General features: G+C 71.0%; 22 protein-coding genes. 11 read left to right on the forward strand and 11 right to left on the reverse strand.

Translation table 11 applies throughout. The annotated features are described in order from the left end of the window. Positions 1-57: 57 nt before the first annotated feature. Positions 58-1,110 carry a C40 family peptidase gene (locus K7I03_RS13980; RefSeq protein ID WP_224347040.1) on the reverse strand — a complete coding sequence of 351 codons (1,053 nt, stop codon included), beginning with the start codon at positions 1,108-1,110 and terminating at the stop codon, positions 58-60. Positions 1,111-1,609: 499 nt separating this feature from the next. Here K7I03_RS13980 and pstS point away from each other — a divergent pair, with 499 nt between their 5' ends. The 4 genes from pstS (at position 1,610) to pstB (ending at position 5,773) form a co-directional block, all read left to right on the forward strand. Then, positions 1,610-2,740: a phosphate ABC transporter substrate-binding protein PstS gene (gene pstS, locus K7I03_RS13985; RefSeq protein WP_185941614.1), complete on the forward strand. Its 1,131-nt coding sequence runs from the start codon at positions 1,610-1,612 to the stop codon at positions 2,738-2,740. A 172-nt stretch (positions 2,741-2,912) separates the two neighbouring features. Further along, positions 2,913-3,881, forward strand: coding sequence for a phosphate ABC transporter permease subunit PstC (gene pstC, locus K7I03_RS13990; protein WP_224347424.1), 969 nt, complete (start codon positions 2,913-2,915; stop codon positions 3,879-3,881). A gap of 11 nt (positions 3,882-3,892) precedes the next feature. Further along, positions 3,893-4,960: a phosphate ABC transporter permease PstA gene (pstA, locus tag K7I03_RS13995; RefSeq protein WP_185941676.1), complete on the forward strand. Its 1,068-nt coding sequence runs from the start codon at positions 3,893-3,895 to the stop codon at positions 4,958-4,960. Between the two features lie 33 nt (positions 4,961-4,993). Continuing rightward, positions 4,994-5,773, forward strand: coding sequence for a phosphate ABC transporter ATP-binding protein PstB (gene pstB / locus K7I03_RS14000; protein WP_185941615.1), 780 nt, complete (start codon positions 4,994-4,996; stop codon positions 5,771-5,773). A gap of 214 nt (positions 5,774-5,987) precedes the next feature. Here pstB and K7I03_RS14005 read toward each other — a convergent pair whose 3' ends face one another. After that, a complete protein-coding gene (locus K7I03_RS14005) occupies positions 5,988-6,986 on the reverse strand; it encodes an inorganic phosphate transporter (RefSeq protein WP_185941616.1) in 999 nt (332 codons plus the stop codon). Positions 6,987-6,992: 6 nt separating this feature from the next. Further along, complete coding sequence (locus K7I03_RS14010; RefSeq protein WP_185941617.1) at positions 6,993-7,613, reverse strand: DUF47 domain-containing protein; 621 nt, start codon at positions 7,611-7,613, stop codon at positions 6,993-6,995. Positions 7,614-7,901: 288 nt separating this feature from the next. On the opposite strand from K7I03_RS14010, the gene K7I03_RS14015 reads away from it, so the two are divergent. Next, on the forward strand, positions 7,902-8,357 hold the full coding sequence (locus K7I03_RS14015) for a metal-sensitive transcriptional regulator (protein ID WP_185941618.1): 456 nt from the start codon (positions 7,902-7,904) through the stop codon (positions 8,355-8,357). 66 nt (positions 8,358-8,423) lie between these two features. On the opposite strand, the gene K7I03_RS14020 is transcribed toward K7I03_RS14015, so the two are convergent. Next, complete coding sequence (locus K7I03_RS14020) at positions 8,424-8,618, reverse strand: hypothetical protein (RefSeq protein ID WP_185941619.1); 195 nt, start codon at positions 8,616-8,618, stop codon at positions 8,424-8,426. 186 nt (positions 8,619-8,804) lie between these two features. Further along, a complete protein-coding gene (locus K7I03_RS14025; RefSeq protein WP_185941620.1) occupies positions 8,805-9,797 on the reverse strand; it encodes a hypothetical protein in 993 nt (330 codons plus the stop codon). Positions 9,798-9,918: 121 nt separating this feature from the next. Between K7I03_RS14025 and K7I03_RS14030 the strand changes: the two genes are divergently transcribed. After that, positions 9,919-10,122: a hypothetical protein gene (locus tag K7I03_RS14030; RefSeq protein WP_185941621.1), complete on the forward strand. Its 204-nt coding sequence runs from the start codon at positions 9,919-9,921 to the stop codon at positions 10,120-10,122. 103 nt (positions 10,123-10,225) lie between these two features. Beyond that, positions 10,226-11,794 (forward strand): FAD-binding oxidoreductase, encoded by a 1,569-nt coding sequence (locus K7I03_RS14035; protein WP_185941622.1) that lies wholly within the window; start codon positions 10,226-10,228, stop codon positions 11,792-11,794. A 51-nt stretch (positions 11,795-11,845) separates the two neighbouring features. Here K7I03_RS14035 and K7I03_RS14040 read toward each other — a convergent pair whose 3' ends face one another. From K7I03_RS14040 to K7I03_RS14060, 5 genes are all read right to left on the reverse strand, one after another. After that, positions 11,846-12,100 carry a hypothetical protein gene (locus K7I03_RS14040; protein WP_185941623.1) on the reverse strand — a complete coding sequence of 85 codons (255 nt, stop codon included), beginning with the start codon at positions 12,098-12,100 and terminating at the stop codon, positions 11,846-11,848. 101 nt (positions 12,101-12,201) lie between these two features. Beyond that, entirely contained in the window at positions 12,202-12,930 is a 729-nt protein-coding gene (locus K7I03_RS14045) for a phosphatase PAP2 family protein (RefSeq protein WP_185941624.1), read from the reverse strand. A 150-nt stretch (positions 12,931-13,080) separates the two neighbouring features. Next, entirely contained in the window at positions 13,081-14,112 is a 1,032-nt protein-coding gene (locus K7I03_RS14050) for a bifunctional lytic transglycosylase/C40 family peptidase (protein WP_317988265.1), read from the reverse strand. A gap of 165 nt (positions 14,113-14,277) precedes the next feature. After that, positions 14,278-16,056 carry a serine/threonine-protein kinase gene (locus tag K7I03_RS14055; RefSeq protein WP_185941625.1) on the reverse strand — a complete coding sequence of 593 codons (1,779 nt, stop codon included), beginning with the start codon at positions 16,054-16,056 and terminating at the stop codon, positions 14,278-14,280. A gap of 63 nt (positions 16,057-16,119) precedes the next feature. Further along, the gene (locus tag K7I03_RS14060; RefSeq protein ID WP_224347041.1) at positions 16,120-16,605 is read right to left on the reverse strand and encodes an ATP-binding protein; all 486 of its coding nucleotides are present in this window, start codon (positions 16,603-16,605) and stop codon (positions 16,120-16,122) included. 235 nt (positions 16,606-16,840) lie between these two features. Between K7I03_RS14060 and K7I03_RS14065 the strand changes: the two genes are divergently transcribed. Together K7I03_RS14065 and K7I03_RS14070 are read left to right on the forward strand one after the other, a co-directional pair. After that, a complete protein-coding gene (locus K7I03_RS14065) occupies positions 16,841-17,728 on the forward strand; it encodes a helix-turn-helix domain-containing protein (RefSeq protein WP_185941627.1) in 888 nt (295 codons plus the stop codon). A 10-nt stretch (positions 17,729-17,738) separates the two neighbouring features. Further along, positions 17,739-17,939 carry a DUF397 domain-containing protein gene (locus tag K7I03_RS14070; RefSeq protein WP_185941628.1) on the forward strand — a complete coding sequence of 67 codons (201 nt, stop codon included), beginning with the start codon at positions 17,739-17,741 and terminating at the stop codon, positions 17,937-17,939. Between the two features lie 19 nt (positions 17,940-17,958). Here K7I03_RS14070 and K7I03_RS14075 read toward each other — a convergent pair whose 3' ends face one another. Next, complete coding sequence (locus tag K7I03_RS14075) at positions 17,959-18,489, reverse strand: DUF3995 domain-containing protein (RefSeq protein WP_185941629.1); 531 nt, start codon at positions 18,487-18,489, stop codon at positions 17,959-17,961. Between the two features lie 368 nt (positions 18,490-18,857). Between K7I03_RS14075 and K7I03_RS14080 the strand changes: the two genes are divergently transcribed. Together K7I03_RS14080 and K7I03_RS14085 are read left to right on the forward strand one after the other, a co-directional pair. Beyond that, entirely contained in the window at positions 18,858-19,454 is a 597-nt protein-coding gene (locus tag K7I03_RS14080) for a cysteine hydrolase family protein (RefSeq protein WP_185941630.1), read from the forward strand. Continuing rightward, positions 19,451-20,404: a GlxA family transcriptional regulator gene (locus K7I03_RS14085; RefSeq protein WP_185941631.1), complete on the forward strand. Its 954-nt coding sequence runs from the start codon at positions 19,451-19,453 to the stop codon at positions 20,402-20,404. Before K7I03_RS14080 ends, K7I03_RS14085 begins: the two co-directional genes overlap by 4 nt. Positions 20,405-20,430: the final 26 nt, after the last annotated feature.

Here is a 20,430-nt window from a genome sequence, read left to right on the forward strand (position 1 = left end):
CCACCGTCGCGGCTTCCGGAGCGCGCTTCCGAACCCCCACGCCCCTCCCGCACGGCCTCACGCCCCCGGCCTGACCACCCCGAGGATCGGCATCGACCCCGCCCCCGCCATCGTCACCTGCCGGCCGGGACGCGGCGCGTGCACCATCATCCCGTCGCCGACGTACATCGCGACGTGGCTGGCGTCCGAGAAGTAGATGATGAGGTCACCGGGGCGCATGTCCCGGACGTCGACCTTGGGCAGCTGCCGCCACTGCTCCTGCGAGGTGCGCGGTATCCCGAGGCCGGCCGTCGCCCAGGCGCGGGAAGTGAGGCCGGAGCAGTCGTAGGTGTCCGGGCCCACGGCGCCCCAGACGTAGTCCTTGCCTATCTGAGCGGTGGCGAACGCGACCGCGCGGCGGCCGATCTCGGTGGCCGAGCCGGCGTCCTTGAGGGAGACGCCCTTGAGGGCGTCGGAGGCGAGCCACGTCCGCTGCGCCTGGCGGGCCTTCTCCTCCTCGATCTGCCGCAGCCGCTCGCGCTCCTTCTCCTCCAGGCGCGATTCCAGCTTCTTCGCGGCGTCGAGGCGGGCCTCGATCTCCTTCTTCGCCTCGTCCTTCTTCTTCCGCTCGTCCTTGAGCCGCTTCCAGCGCTCGTCGGCGGCCTTGACGTACTTCTCCAGCTCGGCCTTGGCCGATTCCGTCTCGGTCAGCAGCCGGCGGGTGGCGTCCTGCCCCCGGCGGGTGGTGTCGAGCGCGTCGAGGAACTCCTCGGGCGAGCGGGCCATGAACAGCTGCGTGGACGGCGCCAGTCCGCCGGTGCGGTACTGGGTGCGGGCCAGCTCGCCGACGCGGTCCTTGAGCTCCTTCACCCGCTCCTGGGCGGCGGAGACCTGCTTGGTGAGGTCGCCGACGTTCTTCTCCTGAAGCCGGGTCTGCTCGTTCGCCGCGTTGTACGCGTCCGTGGCCGACTCGGCCTTGCGGTACAGGGACTCCACCTCCTGGTGGACCTCTTCCAGGCTCTTCGCGGGCGGCGCCGGGTCGGCCCAGGCGGCCTGCGGGAGCGCGGCGCCGGCGGTCACGGCGGCGCAGACGACGGCCGTCGCGACGACCACTCTGCGGAATACCGGCACCCGGTTATCGGGTCTGCCGTTCCGCGCGCCTCCCGCGACGTCCCTGTCCACGCCACCAACGGCTCCGCCGTTCCGCCCCACCGGAATACCTCCGCGACTCGAACGCCACGTCCTCACATGCCGCAACGCGCGGAACGGATCGTGTCATGGGGGCGGGCGAACCGACAGAGATCTGCGTCACAGTTGTCCGGAATCCCGCGCTGGCGCGATTCGTTCGGTAGCGCCTCCCCGAATCCCGCGGTCCCCCCTCCCCGAGCCCTGCCACCGCCCTGACGGCCGAGGTTCACCCCTCGTTCACCTCGCTCCTTCGACGGCTTCACCTGATCTGCTTAATTTCGGCCGTAGAACAGGGGCTGGGCGGTCACCACCCGTGCGTGGCCGCTCCGCGCGCAGGACCGGACACCGCAGAATCCCGACACCGCACCACAGAATTCCGAAACCGCACCACCTACCTCTCGCACGCCGCCCCAGCGGCGGCTCCCGGAAGGAACACCCGAAAGTGAAGCTTCAGCGCAAGAACCGGCTCCGGGCCGTCGCCTTCGGCGCCATCGCCGTCTCCGGCGCCCTGGTCCTCACGGCGTGCGGCTCGGACGACAACAGCGACAGCGGCCAGGGGGGCAACGGCACCGCCAAGACCGCGTCGAACGTCAAGTGCGAGGGCAAGGGCCAGCTCCTGGCCTCCGGCTCGTCCGCGCAGAAGAACGCGATGGACCTGTGGGTCAAGAACTTCATGTCCGCCTGCAAGGACATCCAGATCAACTACAAGGCCACCGGATCCGGCGCCGGCATCCAGGAGTTCCTGCAGGGCAAGACCGCCTTCGCGGGCTCCGACTCGCCGCTGAAGCCGGAGGAGGTCGCCAAGTCCAAGGACGTCGTCAAGGGCGGCCAGGGCATCAACCTGCCCATGGTGGGCGGGCCCATCGCCATCGGCTACAACCTGCCGGGCGTGGACAACCTGGTCCTCGACGCCGACACCCTCGCCAAGATCTTCGACGGCAAGATCGAGAAGTGGAACGACGAGGCGATCGCCAAGCTCAACAAGGACGCCAAGCTCCCGGACACCAAGATCCAGGCGTTCCACCGCTCGGACGAGTCGGGCACCACCGACAACTTCACCAAGTACCTCAAGGCCGCCGCCGGCAACTCCTGGCCGTACGCGCCCGCCAAGGCGTGGGCCCCCAAGGGCGGCCAGGCGGCGGACGGTTCGGCCGGTGTCTCCTCGCAGGTCAAGCAGGTGCAGGGGGCCATCTCGTACTTCGAGCTGTCCTACGCCACCGCCAGCAGCATCAAGACGGTGAAGCTCAACACCGGCGCCTCGGCCCCGGTCGAGGCCAGCCCCGACAACGCGTCCAAGGCCATCGCCGAGGCCAAGATCACCGGCACCGGCAAGGACCTGGCGCTCAAGCTCAACTACACCACCAAGGCCGAGGGCGCCTACCCGCTCACCCTGGTGACCTACGAGATCGTCGGTGACAAGGGCAACAAGGCCGAGACGCTGCCGGCCGCCAAGTCCTTCCTGACCTACATCGCCAGTGAGGACGGCCAGTCCGTGCTCAAGCAGCTCGGCTACGCGCCGCTGCCCGCCGAGATCGCGAAGAAGGTCCGCGAGAACGTCGCGAGCCTCTCCTGAACCCCCCGTGCGGCCGCCCCCGCGGGCGTTCGCACGATCCGGTGCACCGCCGCGCCACGGGCCGGACGCACAGCGCGTCCGGCCCCGCAGACCGGAGAATTCCGTGAATGACAAGGACATAGCCAACCCGGCACCGGCCGGCCGGCCACCCGGCCAGGCCACCCCCGACCTGGTGGCGGCACAGCCCGCCCCCGCCCTTGGGGCCAGGACGACGAAGGCGACCAAGGCCACCGTCCGCCCCGGCGACCGGATCTTCCTCGGGCTCTCCCGGGGCTCCGGCGTCCTCCTCCTGGTGATCATGGCCGCCATCGCGGTCTTCCTCACCGTCCGCGCCGCCCACGCGCTCTCCGTCGACGAGGGCGACTTCCTCACCACGTTCGACTGGAAGGCCAACGCCGACCCGCCGGTCTTCGGCATCGCGGTCCTCGCCTTCGGCACCGTGGTCAGCTCGCTGATCGCGATGGTCCTCGCCGTCCCGGTGGCCGTCGGCATCGCGCTGTTCATCTCGCACTACGCGCCGCGCAGGCTGGCCGCGCCGCTGTCGTACGTCATCGACCTGCTGGCCGCCGTGCCGTCGATCGTGTACGGCCTGTGGGGCGCCCTGTTCCTCGTGCCGCACCTCGGCGGGCTCTACGGCTGGCTGGACGAGTACTTCGGCTGGACCGGCGTCCTCGCCTACCACGACGGCGCCGCGCGCTCGCTGTTCACCATCGGCATCCTGCTGGCGATCATGATCCTGCCGATCGTCACCAGCGTCAGCCGCGAGGTCTTCCTCCAGGCGCCGAAGATGCACGAGGAGGCCGCGCTGGCCCTCGGCGCCACCCGCTGGGAGGTCATCAGGACCGCCGTCCTGCCCTTCGGCCGCTCCGGCGTCATCAGCGCCTCGATGCTCGGCCTCGGCCGCGCCCTCGGCGAGACGATGGCCGTCGCGACCGTCCTCTCCCCCAGCTTCCTGATCTCCACCAGCCTCCTCGACCCGGGCGGCGGCACCTTCGCCCAGAACATCGCGAGCAGCTTCAAGGAGTCCGGCGAGACCGGCAAGGACGCGCTCATCGCCTCCGGCCTCGTCCTGTTCCTCCTGACCCTGCTGGTCAACGGCGCGGCCCGGATGATCATCGCCCGCCGCAAGGAGTTCTCGTGAGCGACGTGACCATGAACCGTCCCGCGACCGCCGACGACGCGTCCCGGCCGGCCCCCGGCCTGCACCGGCCCCGGCTGCCGCGCTGGGCCCCCGCCGCCCTGGCCGCCCTCGCCCTCGCCGTCGGCTGCGGGATCGGCCTCGGCGCCGGGATGGACAGCAAGGTGCAGTGGGGCCTGATCGCCGCCGTGCTCTACGTCGGCCTGACCTACGGCTTCACGGCCCGCGTCGAGGGCCGCCGGCAGGCCAAGGACCGGCTCGCCACCAGCCTGGTCTGGATGTGCTTCCTGATCGCCGTCGTCCCGCTGGTCTCGCTGATCTGGGAGACGATCTCCCGCGGCTCCAAGGTCCTCGACGGCGGCTTCCTCTCGCACTCCATGGCCGGCGTGCTCACCATCCAGCCCGGCGGCGGCGTCTACCACGCCATCATCGGCACCCTGGAGCAGGTCGGCATCGCCACCGCCATCGCCGCTCCGGTGGGCCTGCTGACCGCCATCTACCTGGTGGAGTACGGCCGCGGCCGGCTCGCGCGGGCCGTGACGTTCTTCGTGGACGTGATGACCGGCGTCCCGTCGATCGTCGCCGGCCTGTTCATCCTCAGCTTCTGGATCATCATGCTCGACTTCGGCTACTCCGGCTTCGCCGGCGCGATGGCCCTGGCGATCCTGATGATGCCCGTGGTGGTCCGCTCCACCGAGGAGATGCTCAAGCTCGTCCCCAACGAGCTCCGCGAAGCCTCCCTCGCCCTGGGCGTGCCCAAGTGGCGGACGATCCTCAAGGTCGTCCTCCCGACGGCCATCGGCGGCATCGCCACCGGTGTCATGCTCGCCGTCGCCCGCGTCGCCGGCGAGTCCGCGCCCATCGTGCTGCTGGTCTTCGGCTCCCAGGTGATCAACAACAACCCGTTCGACGGGGCGCAGTCCTCGCTGCCGTACTACATCTACGAGCAGTGGGCGGCCGGAAACGACGCCAGCTACGACCGCGCCTGGGGCGCGGCCCTGGTGCTGATCGCCTTCGTCATGGTCCTCAACCTGGTGGCCCGCGGCATCGCCCGCTGGAAGGCCCCCAAGGCCGGTCGCTGACCCGCCCCGCGTAAGAAAGCAGAAGTGATCATCATGGCCAAGCGCATCGACGTCAGCGGCCTCTCCGCCTACTACGGCGCCCACAAGGCCATCGACGACATCTCGATGACCGTCGAACCCCGCTCCGTGACCGCCTTCATCGGCCCCTCCGGCTGCGGCAAGTCCACCTTCCTGCGCACCCTCAACCGGATGCACGAGGTCACCCCGGGCGGGCGCGTCGAGGGCAAGGTGATGCTGGACGACGAGAACCTCTACGGCTCCGGCGTCGACCCCGTCTCCGTCCGCCGCACGGTCGGCATGGTCTTCCAGCGCCCCAACCCCTTCCCGACCATGTCCATCTACGAGAACGTCGCCGCCGGCATCCGCCTCAACGGCGGCCGGATCCGCAAGTCCGAACTGGACGGCGTCGTCGAGAAGTCCCTCAAGGGCGCCAACCTCTGGAAAGAGGTCAAGGACCGCCTCAACAAGCCCGGCGCCGGCCTCTCCGGCGGCCAGCAGCAGCGCCTCTGCATCGCCCGCGCCATCGCCGTCGAACCCCAGGTCCTGCTGATGGACGAGCCCTGCTCGGCCCTCGACCCGATCTCCACCCTCGCCATCGAGGACCTCATCGGCGAGCTGAAGGAACGGTTCACGATCGTCATCGTCACCCACAACATGCAGCAGGCGGCGCGCGTCTCCGACCGCACGGCCTTCTTCAACCTGGCGGGGGTGGGCCAGCCCGGCAAGCTCGTCGAGATCGACGACACGGAGCGGATCTTCTCCAACCCGTCGGTGCAGGCGACGGAGGACTACATCTCGGGGCGCTTCGGGTAGGCCCTGACCTTCCAGCCCGTCCGGCGATTGAGGACAGCGCGCGCAGCGCGCTTCGGGGGTCCGGGGGCTTGCCCCCGGGAATCGGCGAAGGGGCGGGACCGGGGCACCCCCCACCGACTCGCCCCGCGGCGCTGCATGGCGGTGCCGCCGCGGAGCGAAAAGGGCCCGCCCCCTGGGTGGCAGGGGGCGGGCCCGATCCGTCAGACAGCCGAGGTCACCCGAAGGCGAGCTGCACGATCCAATAGCTGAACGCGGCCACGATCGCCGCGGCCGGCATGGTGATGAACCATCCCATCACGATGTTCTTGGCGACACCCCACCGCACGGCCCGCGACCCCTTGGTCGAGCCCACACCCATGATCGCGGAAGTGATCACATGCGTCGTCGAGATCGGCGCGTGGAACATGAACGAGGCCGTGTACATCACGGAGGCGGCCGTCGTCTCGGCGGCGAACCCCTGCGGCGGATCCAGCTCGATGATCCGCCGCCCGAGCGTCCGCATGATGCGCCAGCCACCCGCGTACGTCCCCAGCGACAGCGTGATCGCGCAGACCAGCTTGACCCAGAGCGGAATCGCGGCGTCCTTGTCCTGGACGTCCCCGATGACCAGGGCCATGACCACGATGCCCATGGTCTTCTGGGCGTCCTGCAGGCCGTGCCCCAGCGCCATGCCCGCCGCGGAGACGGTCTGGGCGATCCGGAAGCCCCGCTTGGCCTTGTGCGGGTTGGACTTCCGGAACATCCACATGATCACGACCATCACCAGATAGCCGATGATCAGACCGACGAACGGCGAGAGGAACATCGGGACGACGACCTTCTCGACGACGCCCGACCAGATGACGGTCGTCCCGCCCGCGAGCGCCGCGCCCACCATGCCGCCGAACAGCGCGTGGCTGGACGACGACGGCAGACCGAAGTACCAGGTCACCAGGTTCCAGACGACCGCGCCGACCAGCGCGGCGAAGAGGATGCCCATCCCCTTGTCGCCGACCGGCGTCTCGATCAGGCCCTTGCTGACGGTCTTGGCGACGCCGCTGCCCAGGAAGGCACCGGCGAGGTTCATGACCGCGGCCATCGCCAGGGCCGCGCGCGGGGTCAGCGCCCGCGTGGAGACCGAGGTCGCGATGGCGTTCGCGGAGTCGTGAAAGCCGTTGGTATAGGTGAATCCGAGCGCGACCGCGATGGTCACGACAAGTGCGAACGTATCCACCGGAGGTCAGGACTCCTTGACCGCGATGGTCTCGACCGTGTTCGCGACGTGCTCGAACGCGTCCGCCGCCTCTTCCAGCACGTCCACGACCTGCTTCAGCTTGAGCACCTCGATGGCGTCGTACTTGCCGTTGAAGAGGTGCGCGAGCAGCTTGCGGTGGATCTGGTCGGCCTGGTTCTCCAGGCGGTTGACCTCGATCCAGTACTCGGTGAGGTTGGTCATCGTGCGCAGGTTCGGCATGGCCTCGGCGGTGAGCTCGGCGGCTCGCGCGAGGACCTCGATCTGCTGCTCGACGCCCTTCGGCAGTTCCTCGATCTGGTAGAGGACGACCAGGTCGACCGCCTCTTCCATGAAGTCCATGATGTCGTCGAGCGAGGACGCGAGGGCGTAGATGTCCTCGCGGTCGAACGGCGTGATGAACGAGGAGTTCAGCTGGTGGAAGATCGCGTGGGTCGCGTCGTCCCCGGCGTGCTCCGCTGCCCGCATCCGCTCGGCGATCTCGGCCCGGGCGGACGGCTCCGCACCGAGCAGTTCCATCAGGAGCTTGGAGCCCGTGACGATGTTGTCCGCGGACGCGGCGAACATGTCGTAGAAGCTCGTCTCCCTGGGGGTCAGACGAAAGCGCACGTGGGATCCTCGGGGTGCAGCGGATTCGGTCTCGTTGATGCTAGGCGCATCATCCGGCCACAGCTAACTGGCATTCCCTCAGTGTCGCCCATCGGGCAGAGTGCACACCAAGCCGGTACCACCCTCTCCACGGCCGTACGCCGGGGATTTCGGTAACATATACCCGGCAGGGGTATACACATGGGGTATAAGCCGGACAGCCACACGGGACGCGCCACGGCCCCGCCCCCGAACGGACGGCGACGCGCCGTCCGACGGCGCGGAACGCGCGGGACAACGGAGGACGCCATGACCACCACGGGAACCACAGCGGCCGGCACCGGCGAACCGGCCGCGGCGTCCTGCCACGGCGGCCCCGCGCCCGCCGCGGAAGCCGCCGGGGCGGCTGGAGCCACCGGAGCCACCGGAAGCGACAATGCTCACAGCACCCAGAGCGCTCACAGCGGCGGTGCACACCACGGCCCCCACGGCTACAGCCACCAGAAGGACCAGCACCTCAAGCGACTGCGCAGGATCGAGGGCCAGATCCGGGGCCTCCAGCGCATGGTCGAGGAGGACGTCTACTGCATCGACATACTCACCCAGGTCTCCGCGGGCACCAAGGCGCTGCAGTCCTTCGCCCTCCAGCTCCTCCAGGAGCACCTGCGGCACTGCGTCGCGGACGCGGCGGTCAAGGGCGGCGACGAGATCGACGCCAAGGTCGCCGAGGCGACGGCGGCCATCGCACGGCTGCTGCGCTCCTGACCTGCCCCGGGCGCGGGGAGGAGCGTACGAAGCCGCCACCCCGCCCTCGATCGCCCGCGGTCGCCCTCAGCCGTCCGCGTCCCCCGGCGGAGCCGGCCGCCGGGACCGGGGCCGTACGACTCTGAGCACCTCGTCGATCCGGTCCGGGCTCAGCCGATCCTCGGCCGCACCCGTGGCGGCGATCATCAACTCGCCGTAGAGGTCGATCTCGATGAGGGCCACGGGGTCCGGACCGGGTGCCGAACCGCGCCGCGAAACCACGTGATTCACCTCCTCGGGCCTTGCGTGTCTGGTACGGGAGCACTCGGGAGCGCTCACTCACTGGCCTCCGGCCGGGCGGGACCGGCCGGGCGTCTTACGAGGGTCCGGTTTCCAGATTAGTGATCGGTACACACGCCGCGCATGGCACAGAAGGACCATTTCCATGGCCAACCAGGCCCGGCTCCGCTATTTGCGGGGTGAGGCGACCGTCCCCGCATAAATATCGGCGGGCGCCGGGAGACGGATGTCGGGCGCGAATCCGAACGAGGTGAGTTCGACCGTGGACACCACGGTCATCGGCGCACCGGCGGCTGGGGCGGCCGTACGGCCCGGAGAGGTCCCGCCCTCCGCCCCTTTCCCCCGCTCCGTTTCCCCCCGCCGCGCTTTCCCCCGTTCCGCGTCCTCCCGGACGCTGAACCGGTAGCGCAGGACCCGCGCCCGGCCCGCGTCGTCGAGGAAGGCGTCGAAGTCCACGGCCCCCGAGGAGAACCCTTTCGCCGCCGCGGCCAGCGCCGCCCGGTCACGGGCCGGGGCCCGGCGCGCCGCCTCCGTCAGGTCGACCTTCCCCCGGCAATGCCGTACGGGGACGCCGTCCACGCCCTCGTCGCGCGCGCAGGTCACCTCCCGCGCGCCGCCGAGCAGTTCGGCCGCCGCGAGCGGGTCCGTCGCGCCGCTGGTGAGGAGGTCGCCGTCGGCGAGGGTGCCCGTTTCGAGGCGGACCCACTTGTCCGCGGGGACGCCCGCGCCCCGGTTCTTCATGTACAGCGCGCCCGGCGTGAACACCTCGGTGATCGGCCGGTGCTCGGCGTCCCCCCGGGCGTCCTCGGGCACCAGCACCGTCAGCCTCCCGGCCGGCCGCGCGAAGTCGTAGACCCCGGCGCCCCGGATCGTCAGCCGCGTCCCGCCGCTCTCCGTCTCCATGACGGTACGGACGCGGGCGCCGCCCGCCGCGGCCAGGGCCTCGCGCACCCCGCGCAGCGCGTCGGCCGCCCGCCCCGGCCGGGCCTCGTCGGCCGTCCGCACCGCCCGCAGCACCCCGCCGTGCCCGCCGCCGAGGGCGTCCCGCGCCTCCTCGCCCGGTTTGATTTCGGCGCAGCCGGTCACCAGCAGACCGAGGGCGAGGCCGCCCGCCACCGCCGTGGCCACCGCGGCCCCGCGTCCGTGCCCGTGCACCGCCATGACCGTCAGCTCCCTGCCGCGCGCTGGTGGAACCTGTTCTCTTCCAACGACCGCGTCCGGGCCGCCGTCACGGTCGCGGAAGGCGGCGGACGGGGGCCGGTCCGGCCGGTAGCGTGGTGGTGTGTCCGAGACGCACCCAGCACAGCACCCCGCACAGCACTCCACGCGGCCCCCGGCCCCCGCCGCCGAACACCACGTCAGCACCGGCGAACGCGGCTCCTTCTGCTCCGCCCGCTGCACCTGCGGCTGGCTCGGCCCGGCGCGCCGGGCCCGTTCCCAGGCCCGCACCGACGCCGACGGACATCTGGCACAGACCGGCCACTGACCCCTTCGTCCCTCCCCCGGGAACCGTTCCCCCGCCCTGATCATCTGTTCCTTACGTCGGAACGGGGATCAGGGCACACGGGAACAACGGGGGCGAACGCACCATGGACAGGCGCACACTGCTGACGGCGGCGACAGGACTGACGGCGGCGGCCTGGGCGGCGCCCGCCCTCACGGGCGGCACGGCGACCGCGGCCCCGGCCGCCCCGGTCACCCCGGCGTCTCGTACCACCGCGCGCTCCGCCAAGGTGCGGGCGGCGGACTGGACGGCCCTGGGCAAGGGCCTCAAGGGCGGCATCGTGCGCCCCGACGACGCCGACTACGGCACCGCCCGGCAGCTCTACAACACCCGCTACGACGGACAGCGCCCGGCCGGCGTCGCCTACGTCGCGGGCACCCAGGACATAGCCGCCTGCCTCTCCTTCGCCCGCCGCTTCTCCATACCGGTGTCCATACGCAACGGCGGCCACAGCTATGCGGGTTGGTCGAGCGGCGACGGGCGGCTCGTCCTCGACGTCTCGCGGCTGAGGACCATCCGCACCCCCACCTCGTCCTCGGCCGTCATCGGCGCCGGCGCCAAGCTCATCGACGTCTACACCGGCCTGGCGGCGAGCGGCGTCACCATCCCCGCGGGCTCCTGCCCCACGGTCGGCGTCTCCGGCCTCACCCTCGGCGGCGGCCACGGCGTCCTCTCCCGGGCGTACGGCCTGACCTGCGACAGCCTCACCGGCGCCACCCTCGTCACCGCCGACGGCAAGACCGTCGAGTGCGACGCCCAGCGCAACCCCGACCTCTTCTGGGCCCTGCGCGGCGCCGGCAACGGCAACTTCGGCGTCGTCACCGAACTCCGCTTCCGCACCCGCCGGGTGGGCGACGGTGTGACCGGCTACGTCTCCTGGCCGTGGGCCAAGGCCGCCGACGTCCTCCGCGCCTGGCAGGAGTGGGGGCCGACCCAGCCGGACGAGATCTGGTCCGCCTGCGACCTGTCCGTCAGCCCCGGCCGCACCCCGCACATCGCCGTCGCCGCCTTCTCCCTCGGCACCAAGAGCGGCCTCGCCAACGCGCTCGACAAGCTGGCCGCCAAGGTCGGCGGCGGCAAGGCGAGCATCTCGGTGCGCAGCCGCCCGTACCTGGACAGCATGCGCCGCTACGCCGGCTGCGCCGACCTCACCCTCGCCCAGTCCCACCTCCCGGGCCGCACCCCCGGCCGCGACAAGGCCGGCAAGCTCGGCCGCGAGACGTACGCGGCGCGCTCCGACTTCTACGACCGCTCGCTCAGCGCGGCCGGCATCCGCACCCTCCTCGACCAGACGGAACGCTTCGGCCGCAAGGGCGGGGGCGGCGGCGGATCCATCCAGCTGACGGCACTCGGCGGCGCGGTCAACCGCGTCAAGCCGCTGGACACGGCGTTCGTCCACCGCCGCTCGCGGTTCCTGGCCCAGTACCTCACCTCATGGGGTGCCTCGGCCTCCGGCGGCCCGCAGGTCGCCTGGCTGGACGGCGTCCACACGGCGATGCGCCGCTACGCGTCCGGCGCCGCCTACCAGAACTACGCGGACGCGGGTTTGAAGGACTGGCGCACGGCGTACTACGGCGACGCGGCGGACCGCCTGACGAAGCTGAAGCGGCAGTACGACCCGCAGCGGGTGTTCAGCTTCCCGCAGGCGCTGTAGCGCGGACGCGGTGAGGGCCCCGACCGGTCTCGGGGCCCTCACCGCGTCCGACTAGAACTCGTTGAAACCACGCGCCACGTCATAGATGTCGAGCTCGAAGACGACCACGGAGAAGGACGTCACGACGTAGTGGATCACCACTCGGTCCTCCCACGCCGCGCGCGTCACAGCGTCATTCGTATAGGCAAGGTGACTGCCGGCGCCTTCGGGCTCGGCTGCGATCCGGTCGACGAGGCGCAGGAACATTTCCCGGTCCTCGACCGGCATGTAGTCACGGAACCGCACGACCTGCTCGGTGAACTGCACACGTCTCTTCATCGAGGCCGGATCCTATGGACATGACGAAGGCCCCCGCCGGGATTATCCGACAGGGGCCGTGCACGCCGTGAGGGCCCTTCGCCCGCGTCTCAGGCCGCCAAACCCTTGTCACCGTGCGACGGCTGACGGCCCGTGACAGTGCCGGCCTCCTCCGCGACGACGATCGGCGCGGGCGCGCTCCGCGACCGTACGAGCCACCCGGCGCGCGACGCGGCGACCCACCCGGCCAGCGGCGTCAGCAGCATCATCGCCAGCGGCGCCAGCAGCAGCACCACGGCCGTGCCGAGCGCCAGACCGCCGATCACGTCCGTGGGGTAGTGCACCCCCATGAAGACCCGGCAGAAGCCCTCCAGGAACGCGAGGCCGATGCCGATCAGCCCGTACCGGCGGTGCGCCACGAACAGCCCGACGCCCAGCGCCATCGTCAGCGTGGCGTGATCGCTGACGAACGAGAAGTCCGTCTTGCCCTTGACCAGCACGTCGAGCCCCTGGTGCTCCAGGAACGGCCGGGGCCGCCGGACGAAGCCCCGGATCGGCACGTTGACGAGCAGCGCCAGACCCGCCGCCAGGGGCGCCCACAGCAGCGCGGCGACGCCACCGGGGGCGTCCGGGCCGCGGCGCACGCTCCACCACGCACAGACCATCAGTAAGCCGAGCCCGACGACGATTCCGTACTCGCCGACGAACTCCACCGTCCGGTCGAGCCAGCCCGGGGCGTCCTTGGCCAGCCCGTTGATGTCGTACAGCAGGCTGACGTCGGGGCCCGACGAGCCTCCCTTGGCCTCCGCCAGGGGATGGACCGCCTCGTGTCCGGGCATGTGGTGCCCCCTTATCTGTCGCCTGTAGCTCGGTGCAGCTGCCAAACCCCCGTGGTCCGTGCGCCCATGGTGAGGCGCGGCTCGCCCACCCCCATGGAACGCGCCCATCCGACCCGGCGTTCCGCTCTCCACTCAATGATCACCAGGACGTTATCCAAGGGTGACCAGGGGCGGAGCAGGAGGCCCAGGGTTCACACGCCGTTCGCCCTGGGCAACGCCTTCGCCCCCCGCATCCGTCACGCGCGTGGCACCGATGTAATCCGGCGTGTCGATTTTGTCGAACCGGTTCACGGCCCCCGTGTGCGGCGCGTTGATCATGTAACCCCCGCCCACGTACAACCCCACGTGATGGATCGAACGCGGGTCGTTCAGGTTGTGCGCGAAGAAGACGAGGTCCCCCGGCATCAGCTCGTCCCGCTTCGGGTGCGGCCCGGCGTTCCACTGGTCGTTCGCGACGCGCGGCAACTCGATCCCGACGGACGCGTAAGCCGCCTTCGTCAACCCCGAACAGTCGAACCGCCCCCCGTCCGCCGCGGTCCCCTCCCCGCCCCACAGGTAGGGCTTCCCCAGCTGCTCCTGGGCGAAGTAGATGGCCCCTGCCGCCTGCTGCGAGGGGGCTACGCGGCCTACGGGGCGGGCGAAGCTCTTCTCGAGGTCGCGGATGGATCTGACGTAGCCCTGGGTCTCGCTGATCGCGGGGACGCCCGCGGCCTTGATGACCCGATAGGCGCCGGCGTTGTACGCGGCCAGCATGTTGTTCGTGGCATCGCCCGGAATGCCCTTGACGTCCCGCGCCAGCGCGCAGTCGTACGTGGCGGCCGACGCGATGGCGTCGGCCGGTTCCCATATGTCCCGGTTTCCATCGCCGTTGGCGTCCACCCCGTACTGGGCCCACGTCTCGGGGATGAACTGGGCGATCCCCAGCGCACCGGCGGGACTCCGCGCTTTCGGATTCCAGTTGCTCTCGGTGTAGAGCTGCGCCGCGAGCAGCGGCGGCGAGATCGCGGGGCAGAGATTGCCCCATTTCTCGATCAGTGGTTGGTACTCCACGGGAACCGCGCCCTTGGCCAGGCCCACGGCGCCCCGGGCCCCACTCGCGATGTTGCCGGCCATGGTGAACGTCGCGAAGAACAGCAGCCCGAGGAGGCTCATGCCCAGCCCGATACCGATACCGATGCCCATCCACCACTTACGCACCCGGCAATACTCCCCCAGCGCGGTGTCATATACCCGCGGTTCGCAAGGCTTTGGCCGAAGGTACAGAGCGGGGGGAGCGTGTTCGCCCGGCCGGTACGACCGAGCGTGAGCCGGTGCGTGCGACGTCGCGCACGGAGGGCGGCCCAAGCGCTACCGCACCGTGAATCCCCGGCACATCACGCTGGCGTACTCCTTCGGTCCCTTGACGTGATAGAAGATCACCGTCCAGTTTCCCGGGTCGGCGTGGAACGGGACGGCCGAGGCGTAGGGCTTGCCGTCCTGCACGGCCCGGAAGTCGTCCGGGTACTTCAACTCGACGTCCTTCGTCGGGTCGCCGCCTGCGAACAGGTCGACGGGAGTGCTGGTGTATCCCATACCGAGATTGGTGAACCTGGACGCCTTACCGGTCGCGGGATCGATCTCGTGCGGCGGTTTCACCGCCACCGAGACGTAATACGGCTTTTCCAGCTTCGGATCGGCGTACTTGAGGCGGAAGGAGATCCCTCCGCCGTCGGCGGTCACCACGGGCCCTTCGGCCGGGTTGGCGATAGCCGGGATCCCCGCCTGGAAGTACTCGCTCCGCTCCTCGGACGGCATGTTGCAACTGCCCATGCCGGAGCCGCCGGCCGGGCTCCAGAAGTCGCGGTTCGGATTCGTGGCCTCGATGTATTTCGGCTCCTCCCGCGGCCCAGCGGGCGGTGCGGCGCTCGTGGGCGCGGCACTCTCGGAGCTCTGTGGGGCGCCGCTCTGCTTCCCGGCAGGGCCCGGGGTGCCGGCGGGCAGCCCGGAGGAAACGGCCGCCGGCTGCCCGGACGGTCCGGCACCGGCCGCGCCGGCCCCCGACGCGCGGTCGCCTTCGTCCGGCAGGGCGACCACGAGCCCGATGGCGACCCCGAGCGCCACGGAACCCGCTGCCGCGCCGATCCACAGCCCCCGCCGGGACCGGCGCCGCGGCGGCTCGGGCGCCTGCGGCGGCGGTACGTACGTCGGAGCGTACGTGGGCGTGTACGCGGCGGCCCCCACGAGCCGCTGAGGTATCAGGCCGGCCGCTGCCGCCGCCTGAACGTCCTCCGGAGCCCGCTCCCCGAGCTCGGCGAACGCGCCGTACACCGGATCGTCGACGAGCGACGACGTCACGCCGCAGCGCCCGATCACCTCGGAGAGAGCGGGCCGCGCCCCCGGGTCCGCCGCCGTGCAGGCCCGGACGAGCCCGGCCAGCCGGGGCTCGACCCCGTCGACGTCGACCTCCCCGTGCACGACCCGGTACACGACGGACTCCAGCGACCCCTCGCCGTACGGCGGTCGGCCCGTCGCCGCGCAGGCGATCGTCGCGCCGAGCGCGAACACGTCGGCGGCGAACGTCACTTCGTTCCGCGTGATGACCTCGGGCGCGGTGTAACCGGGCGTACCGGCCGCGACACCGGTCCGCGTGAGCGCCGTCTGCTCCGCACCCCGCGCGATCCCGAAGTCGATCAGCTTCGGCCCGACCGGCGACAGGATGATGTTGTGCGGCTTGAGATCCCGGTGGGTGATCCCGTGCTCGTGCACCTGCGCCAGCGCCTCCGCGAGCGCCGCGAACAACCGGAAGCACGTCTCCGGCGGCAGCGGCCCCCGCTCACCCGTCACCCGCGTCAGCGTCGGCCCCGGCACGTACTCGGTGGCCAGCCAGTACGGCACCGTCTCCAGCGAGGCGTCCACCAGGTTGGCCGTGTACGCGCTGCGCACCGCCCGTACCGTCTCCACCTCGCGCCGGAAGCGGGCCGCCGCGTCGCCGGACTGGGCGAAGTCCTCCCGGATCACCTTGATCGCCAACTGCCGTCCGCCGGGCGACCTGCCCAGGTACACCTGCCCCATGCCGCCGCTGCCGAGTCGGGCGAGGAGCGTGTGCGGGCCGATGGCCGGGGGGTCGTGAGGGCGCAGGGGATCCACGGGCCAGACTCTGCCACAGCCGGAACGGTCCGGGAGGGCCCGGAAGAACACCGTGGACGAAGATCACACACGACGTCCGGTCCTTCTCACGAACCGAGCTGGAACCAGACCGTCTTCCCGGTCCCCGGACCATGCCGGCAGACCCCCCCAGTCCGTCGCGCACGCCCCGACGATCAGCATGCCGTTGCCGCGCTCCGGCCTCTCGTCCGGCTCCCACCGCCGGGGCGGCACCGGCACGGGCAGCCCGGGAACGTCGTCCCGCACCAGCACCCGCACCCCACCCGTCGCCCACTCCACATGCACCCCGACCGGCGCCGGGCATCCGGTGCGGCGGCAGGCGTCGATCGCGTTGGTGACCAGCTCGGACGTCAGCAGCATGGCCATCTCCGTCAGCTCGGACGTGTGGACCTCCCCGATCGCCGTCCGCACGGCCTCCCGCGCGACCCCCACCCACGCGGGCGCGGGCGGGAAGGAGAGGGAGAAGTCGGTACGGGGCCGGAGGTGCGGGTGTGGGTCGGCAGCCGGGGCCAGGGTGGTGATGGGACACATGCGTGACTCCTTGGGTTCACCGGTGCCCGTCCGTCTCATGCGGTGGCATTGCCGTCGACACACAGGGATCGGCTCGACGGTGCGCTTCCGGCTTACGGCGGCGGGAAGGGCGGTCGCGACGACCGTAGAGGAAACCGGTTGCCAACCTGCAACCTGTTCAGGGTGATTGCCCCCATCGAGTGGATCGCTCCCACCGAAACCCGGCAGACTGCTGACGATCCACAGGAGGGCATGCATGGGCCTACGCGCCAACCCCACCCAACGTCAGCGCCGACTGGGCCTTGAATTGCGCAGACTCCGCCTTGCGGCCGGGTTGTCAGTCGGCGAGGCCGCCGCCGTGGCGGGCCTCGGCCCACCCCACCTGGGCCACATCGAGGCGGCTCGCACAGCCATTCCCGAGGTGAAGCTACGGGCGCTTGCTGACGCATACGGTTGCCGATCCGAACCGCTGATTGACGCGCTCGTGGAGATGGGTCGATCCACTGGGCGGGGATGGTGGTCCGACTACAAGCGCCATATGGCAAGCGAGGCACTCGACTTGGCGGAGCTGGAGGCGTCATCCGTGTCGTGCCGGTCTTTCCAATGGCTCTACGTGCCGGGCCTGCTCCAGACACCCGACTATGTCCGGGCACTCATCGAAGAGGGGGAACGCGAGGCCGATCCGGCGCTTCGCGAGAAGTACATCGAGTTCAGGCTGCGGCGGCAGGACGCGGTTCGGACAGGCGCGCTGCGGCTCCACGCCGTGGTCCACGAGACGGCCCTGCGCCTACAGTTCGTGCCGCCACACGTCATGCGCGACCAGATCGAGCACTTGGTCCATATGGCCCGCCTCCCTCAGGTACGCATTCAACTCCTGCCGTTCAAGACCGGCGTCTATCCGCCCCTGTCCAACACGCCTTTTCTTGTCTTCCAGGCGACCGTCCCTGAACTTGACACCGTCTACATCGAGCAACCGGCTTCGTCCCCCTTCATCAGCGATCAGCAACACCTGCGGGGTTTCACCAAGTCGTTCGAGGACCTGCAAGCCATCGCTCTGCCACCCATTGACCCTGGAAATGAACGCGAGTTCTCTACGGACAGAGACTCCCTGAGCCTCATCCACCACGTGCTGTACACCCTGTGAAAGGCCTCCCATGCCCAAGCTCCTCTGGCAGAAGTCGAGCTTCAGTACCAGCGGCGGCAACGGCGACTGCCTGGAGGTGGCCTCCCACGGAGCCGACGCCCTCCACCTCCGCGAGAGCGACGACCCCGGCACCGTCCTCACCCTCGCCCCGGCCGCCCTCCGCTCCCTCCTCGCCCTGGCCCGAAACGGGCGGCTGGAAACCGGCCGTTAGTGCCGTGGGCAAGAAGCTCTCACCTCGCGTTGGCGCCCCCAAGACCGAACGCGCCCCTCGGGCGCCCCGCTCGGCGGCCGAGGCAGGCGAGGGCGAAGAGCAGCCCGCCGGTCATGAAGAACGGCTCGTACAGGAAGGTCGCGAACCTGCCCATCGCGTCGAGGTCGGAAGCCGTACGAGCGCCGACGGCCAGGGCCGCCCAGTCGGGAACGGACGGCGCGGCGTGGAAAAGCAGCAGTGCGGTGGTGCCCCAGAGGAGGACGGTGAGCGGTCCGGCCGGCAAGCGTGTGCCCCAGGGCCGGACGAGCGCCAGGGCCAGCGCGGCGGCCACGGCGCAAACGGGGACGGCGAGGACGTCGATGACGAGGAGCGGGGTGTCGCCGCGCACGGAGAGACCGGCCGGCAGGCCGATCCGGCCGTCGAAGAGCCAGTACAGGTGGACCAGGGAGAACGCGATGGCCCAGGCGGCGGCCGCGTAGGCGGCGGCCCGAAGGAGCGGCTGGGGAAGGCGGGCTGCCCGAGGGGCGATGGCGTGGGGATCGAGGTCCATGGGTCCACCTTCACCGGGCGGGCGTGCCGGGCGGATCGTCCGGGCGGACGGTCCCACTCCCCCGTCGAGGGGAGCGGACCTCCTCCGCGAGGCGGGGCACATGGGCCGCAGTGGCGAGCCGGGACCGCCGCTTGAGGCCGTGTCCGCGCGGCGCGGGACGCACGGCGACAAGGACCGGCCGCGAGGCCCTGCGGCCTGCCGGCCGATGCGCTGAGGCGCTGAGGCGCCGCACCCGCGACCGTCCGCCAAGCGCCCGCGACCGTCCGCCGGGCGCCCGTACCGGCACCGGCCGCGCGTGACCGGATCGTTCCGGGTCGGGGCCCGATCAAGCCTTCATCCGACAGGCTCCCGCGCCGCAGGATGAAGCCATGAACAGCGCACTCATCGTGATCGACGTCCAGGAGTCCTTCCGGCAGCGGGCCAACTGGGCCGCCACCCACAACCCCGACGTCGTCGAGAAGATCAACCGCCTGCTGGCGGCCCAGCGGGCCAAGGGCGAGGGGGTCGTCTGGATCCTGCACTCCGAGCCGGGCACCGGCACCGTCTTCGACCCCGAGCGCGGCTTCAACCGGCCGATCGAGGGGCTGGAGCCGGCGGAGGGCGAGCCCGTGCTCGTCAAGACGTCGCACAACGCCTTCACCACCACCAACCTCCAGCAGTACCTCACCCAGCAGGGCGTCCGCGAGGTCCTGATCACCGGTATCCGTACGGAGCAGTGCTGCGAGACGACGGCCCGGGTGGCGTCGGACCTCGGGTACGACGTGACGTTCGTGACGGACGCGACGGCCACGCACCCGATCGAGCACCCGGACGCCCCGGAGGGCCGCTCGCTGGAGGAGATCCTCGCGGACCCGCGTACGCTGCAGACCGACGCGATCGTGGCCCGTACCGAGTACGTCCTGGCGGGCCGGTTCGCGCGGATCGCCACCGTCGACGAGCTGACCGAGGAGCTGACCGGATCGTGACCCGTGTCGTCTTCCTGCTCGTGCCGCGACTTCACCTGCTGGACCTCGCGGGCCCCGCCCAGGTCTTCTCGACGGCCGACGACCTCGGGCACCCCTACGGGATCATGTACGTGAGCGAGCGGGAAGACGTCCCCACGGCCCAGGGCATCACTTTGCGCGCCGGCACCGAGTGGCCGGCGCTGACGCCCGACGACCTCGTCGTGGTCCCGGGCTGGCGCACCAAGGGCCTCAGGGAGCACGTGGACATCCCCCGGGCGCTGCTCGACCGGCTCGTCGAACACCACGACGCCGGCGGCACGGTGGCCAGCATCTGCGCGGGCGCGGACGCCCTGGGCCGCGCCGGCCTCCTGGACGGCCGGCGCTGCACCACGCACCACGACGTCCAGGACGCCCTGGCGCGGCGCTACCCGAAGGCGCAGGTGGTGCGGGACGTGCTGTACGTGACCGACGGGCGGTTGATCACCTCCGCGGGGATCGCCAGCGGCATCGACCTCGCCCTCCACCTCGTCGCCCTCCGGCACGGCGCGGCGACCGCGGCGCGCGTCGCCCGGGAGATGGTCGTCTTCGCCCGGCGGAACGGCGACGACCAGCAGCACAGCGCGATGCTGCGGCACCGCGCGCACCTCAGCGACGCGGTCCACCACGCGCAGGACCTCATCGACTCCCGCTACACCTCCGTCCTCCGCCTCTCCGACCTGGCCTCGTCCGTCGGACTCAGCGAGCGCTCCCTCACCCGTCACTTCACTCACGCCACCGGCCTGACGCCCCTGCGGTACCAGCAGGAGCTGCGCGTCGAGCACGCCGAACACCTCATCGCCCAGGGCTCGACGGTGGAATCGGCGGCCCGCGCCGTCGGCTTCCAGGACGCCCGGATGCTCCGCCGGCTCAGGGGCCGGGCGCAGACCTGCCCCGCTCCCGCCGGAGACCGCGAACCGGCCGGCCTCCGGTAGCCCTCCCCCTCCCCCTCCCCCTCCCC

The sequence above is a fragment of the Streptomyces mobaraensis genome (assembly GCF_020099395.1).
Taxonomy (GTDB): Bacteria; Actinomycetota; Actinomycetes; order Streptomycetales; family Streptomycetaceae; genus Streptomyces.

Excerpts from the sequence above, each read along its gene's own strand:
- K7I03_RS14035 (WP_185941622.1), top strand. The coding sequence starts at position 10,226 with ATGGACAGGCGCACACTGCTGACGGCGGCGACAGGACTGACGGCGGCG.
- K7I03_RS14025 (WP_185941620.1), bottom strand. The coding sequence starts at position 9,797 with ATGGCGGTGCACGGGCACGGACGCGGGGCCGCGGTGGCCACGGCGGTG.
- K7I03_RS14070 (WP_185941628.1), top strand. The coding sequence starts at position 17,739 with ATGCCCAAGCTCCTCTGGCAGAAGTCGAGCTTCAGTACCAGCGGCGGC.
- pstB (WP_185941615.1), top strand. The coding sequence starts at position 4,994 with ATGGCCAAGCGCATCGACGTCAGCGGCCTCTCCGCCTACTACGGCGCC.
- K7I03_RS14065 (WP_185941627.1), top strand. The coding sequence starts at position 16,841 with ATGGGCCTACGCGCCAACCCCACCCAACGTCAGCGCCGACTGGGCCTT.
- K7I03_RS14015 (WP_185941618.1), top strand. The coding sequence starts at position 7,902 with ATGACCACCACGGGAACCACAGCGGCCGGCACCGGCGAACCGGCCGCG.
- K7I03_RS14060 (WP_224347041.1), bottom strand. The coding sequence starts at position 16,605 with ATGTGTCCCATCACCACCCTGGCCCCGGCTGCCGACCCACACCCGCAC.
- K7I03_RS14075 (WP_185941629.1), bottom strand. The coding sequence starts at position 18,489 with ATGGACCTCGATCCCCACGCCATCGCCCCTCGGGCAGCCCGCCTTCCC.
- K7I03_RS14050 (WP_317988265.1), bottom strand. The coding sequence starts at position 14,112 with ATGGGCATCGGTATCGGTATCGGGCTGGGCATGAGCCTCCTCGGGCTG.
- K7I03_RS14080 (WP_185941630.1), top strand. The coding sequence starts at position 18,858 with ATGAACAGCGCACTCATCGTGATCGACGTCCAGGAGTCCTTCCGGCAG.
- K7I03_RS14045 (WP_185941624.1), bottom strand. The coding sequence starts at position 12,930 with ATGCCCGGACACGAGGCGGTCCATCCCCTGGCGGAGGCCAAGGGAGGC.
- pstA (WP_185941676.1), top strand. The coding sequence starts at position 3,893 with ATGAACCGTCCCGCGACCGCCGACGACGCGTCCCGGCCGGCCCCCGGC.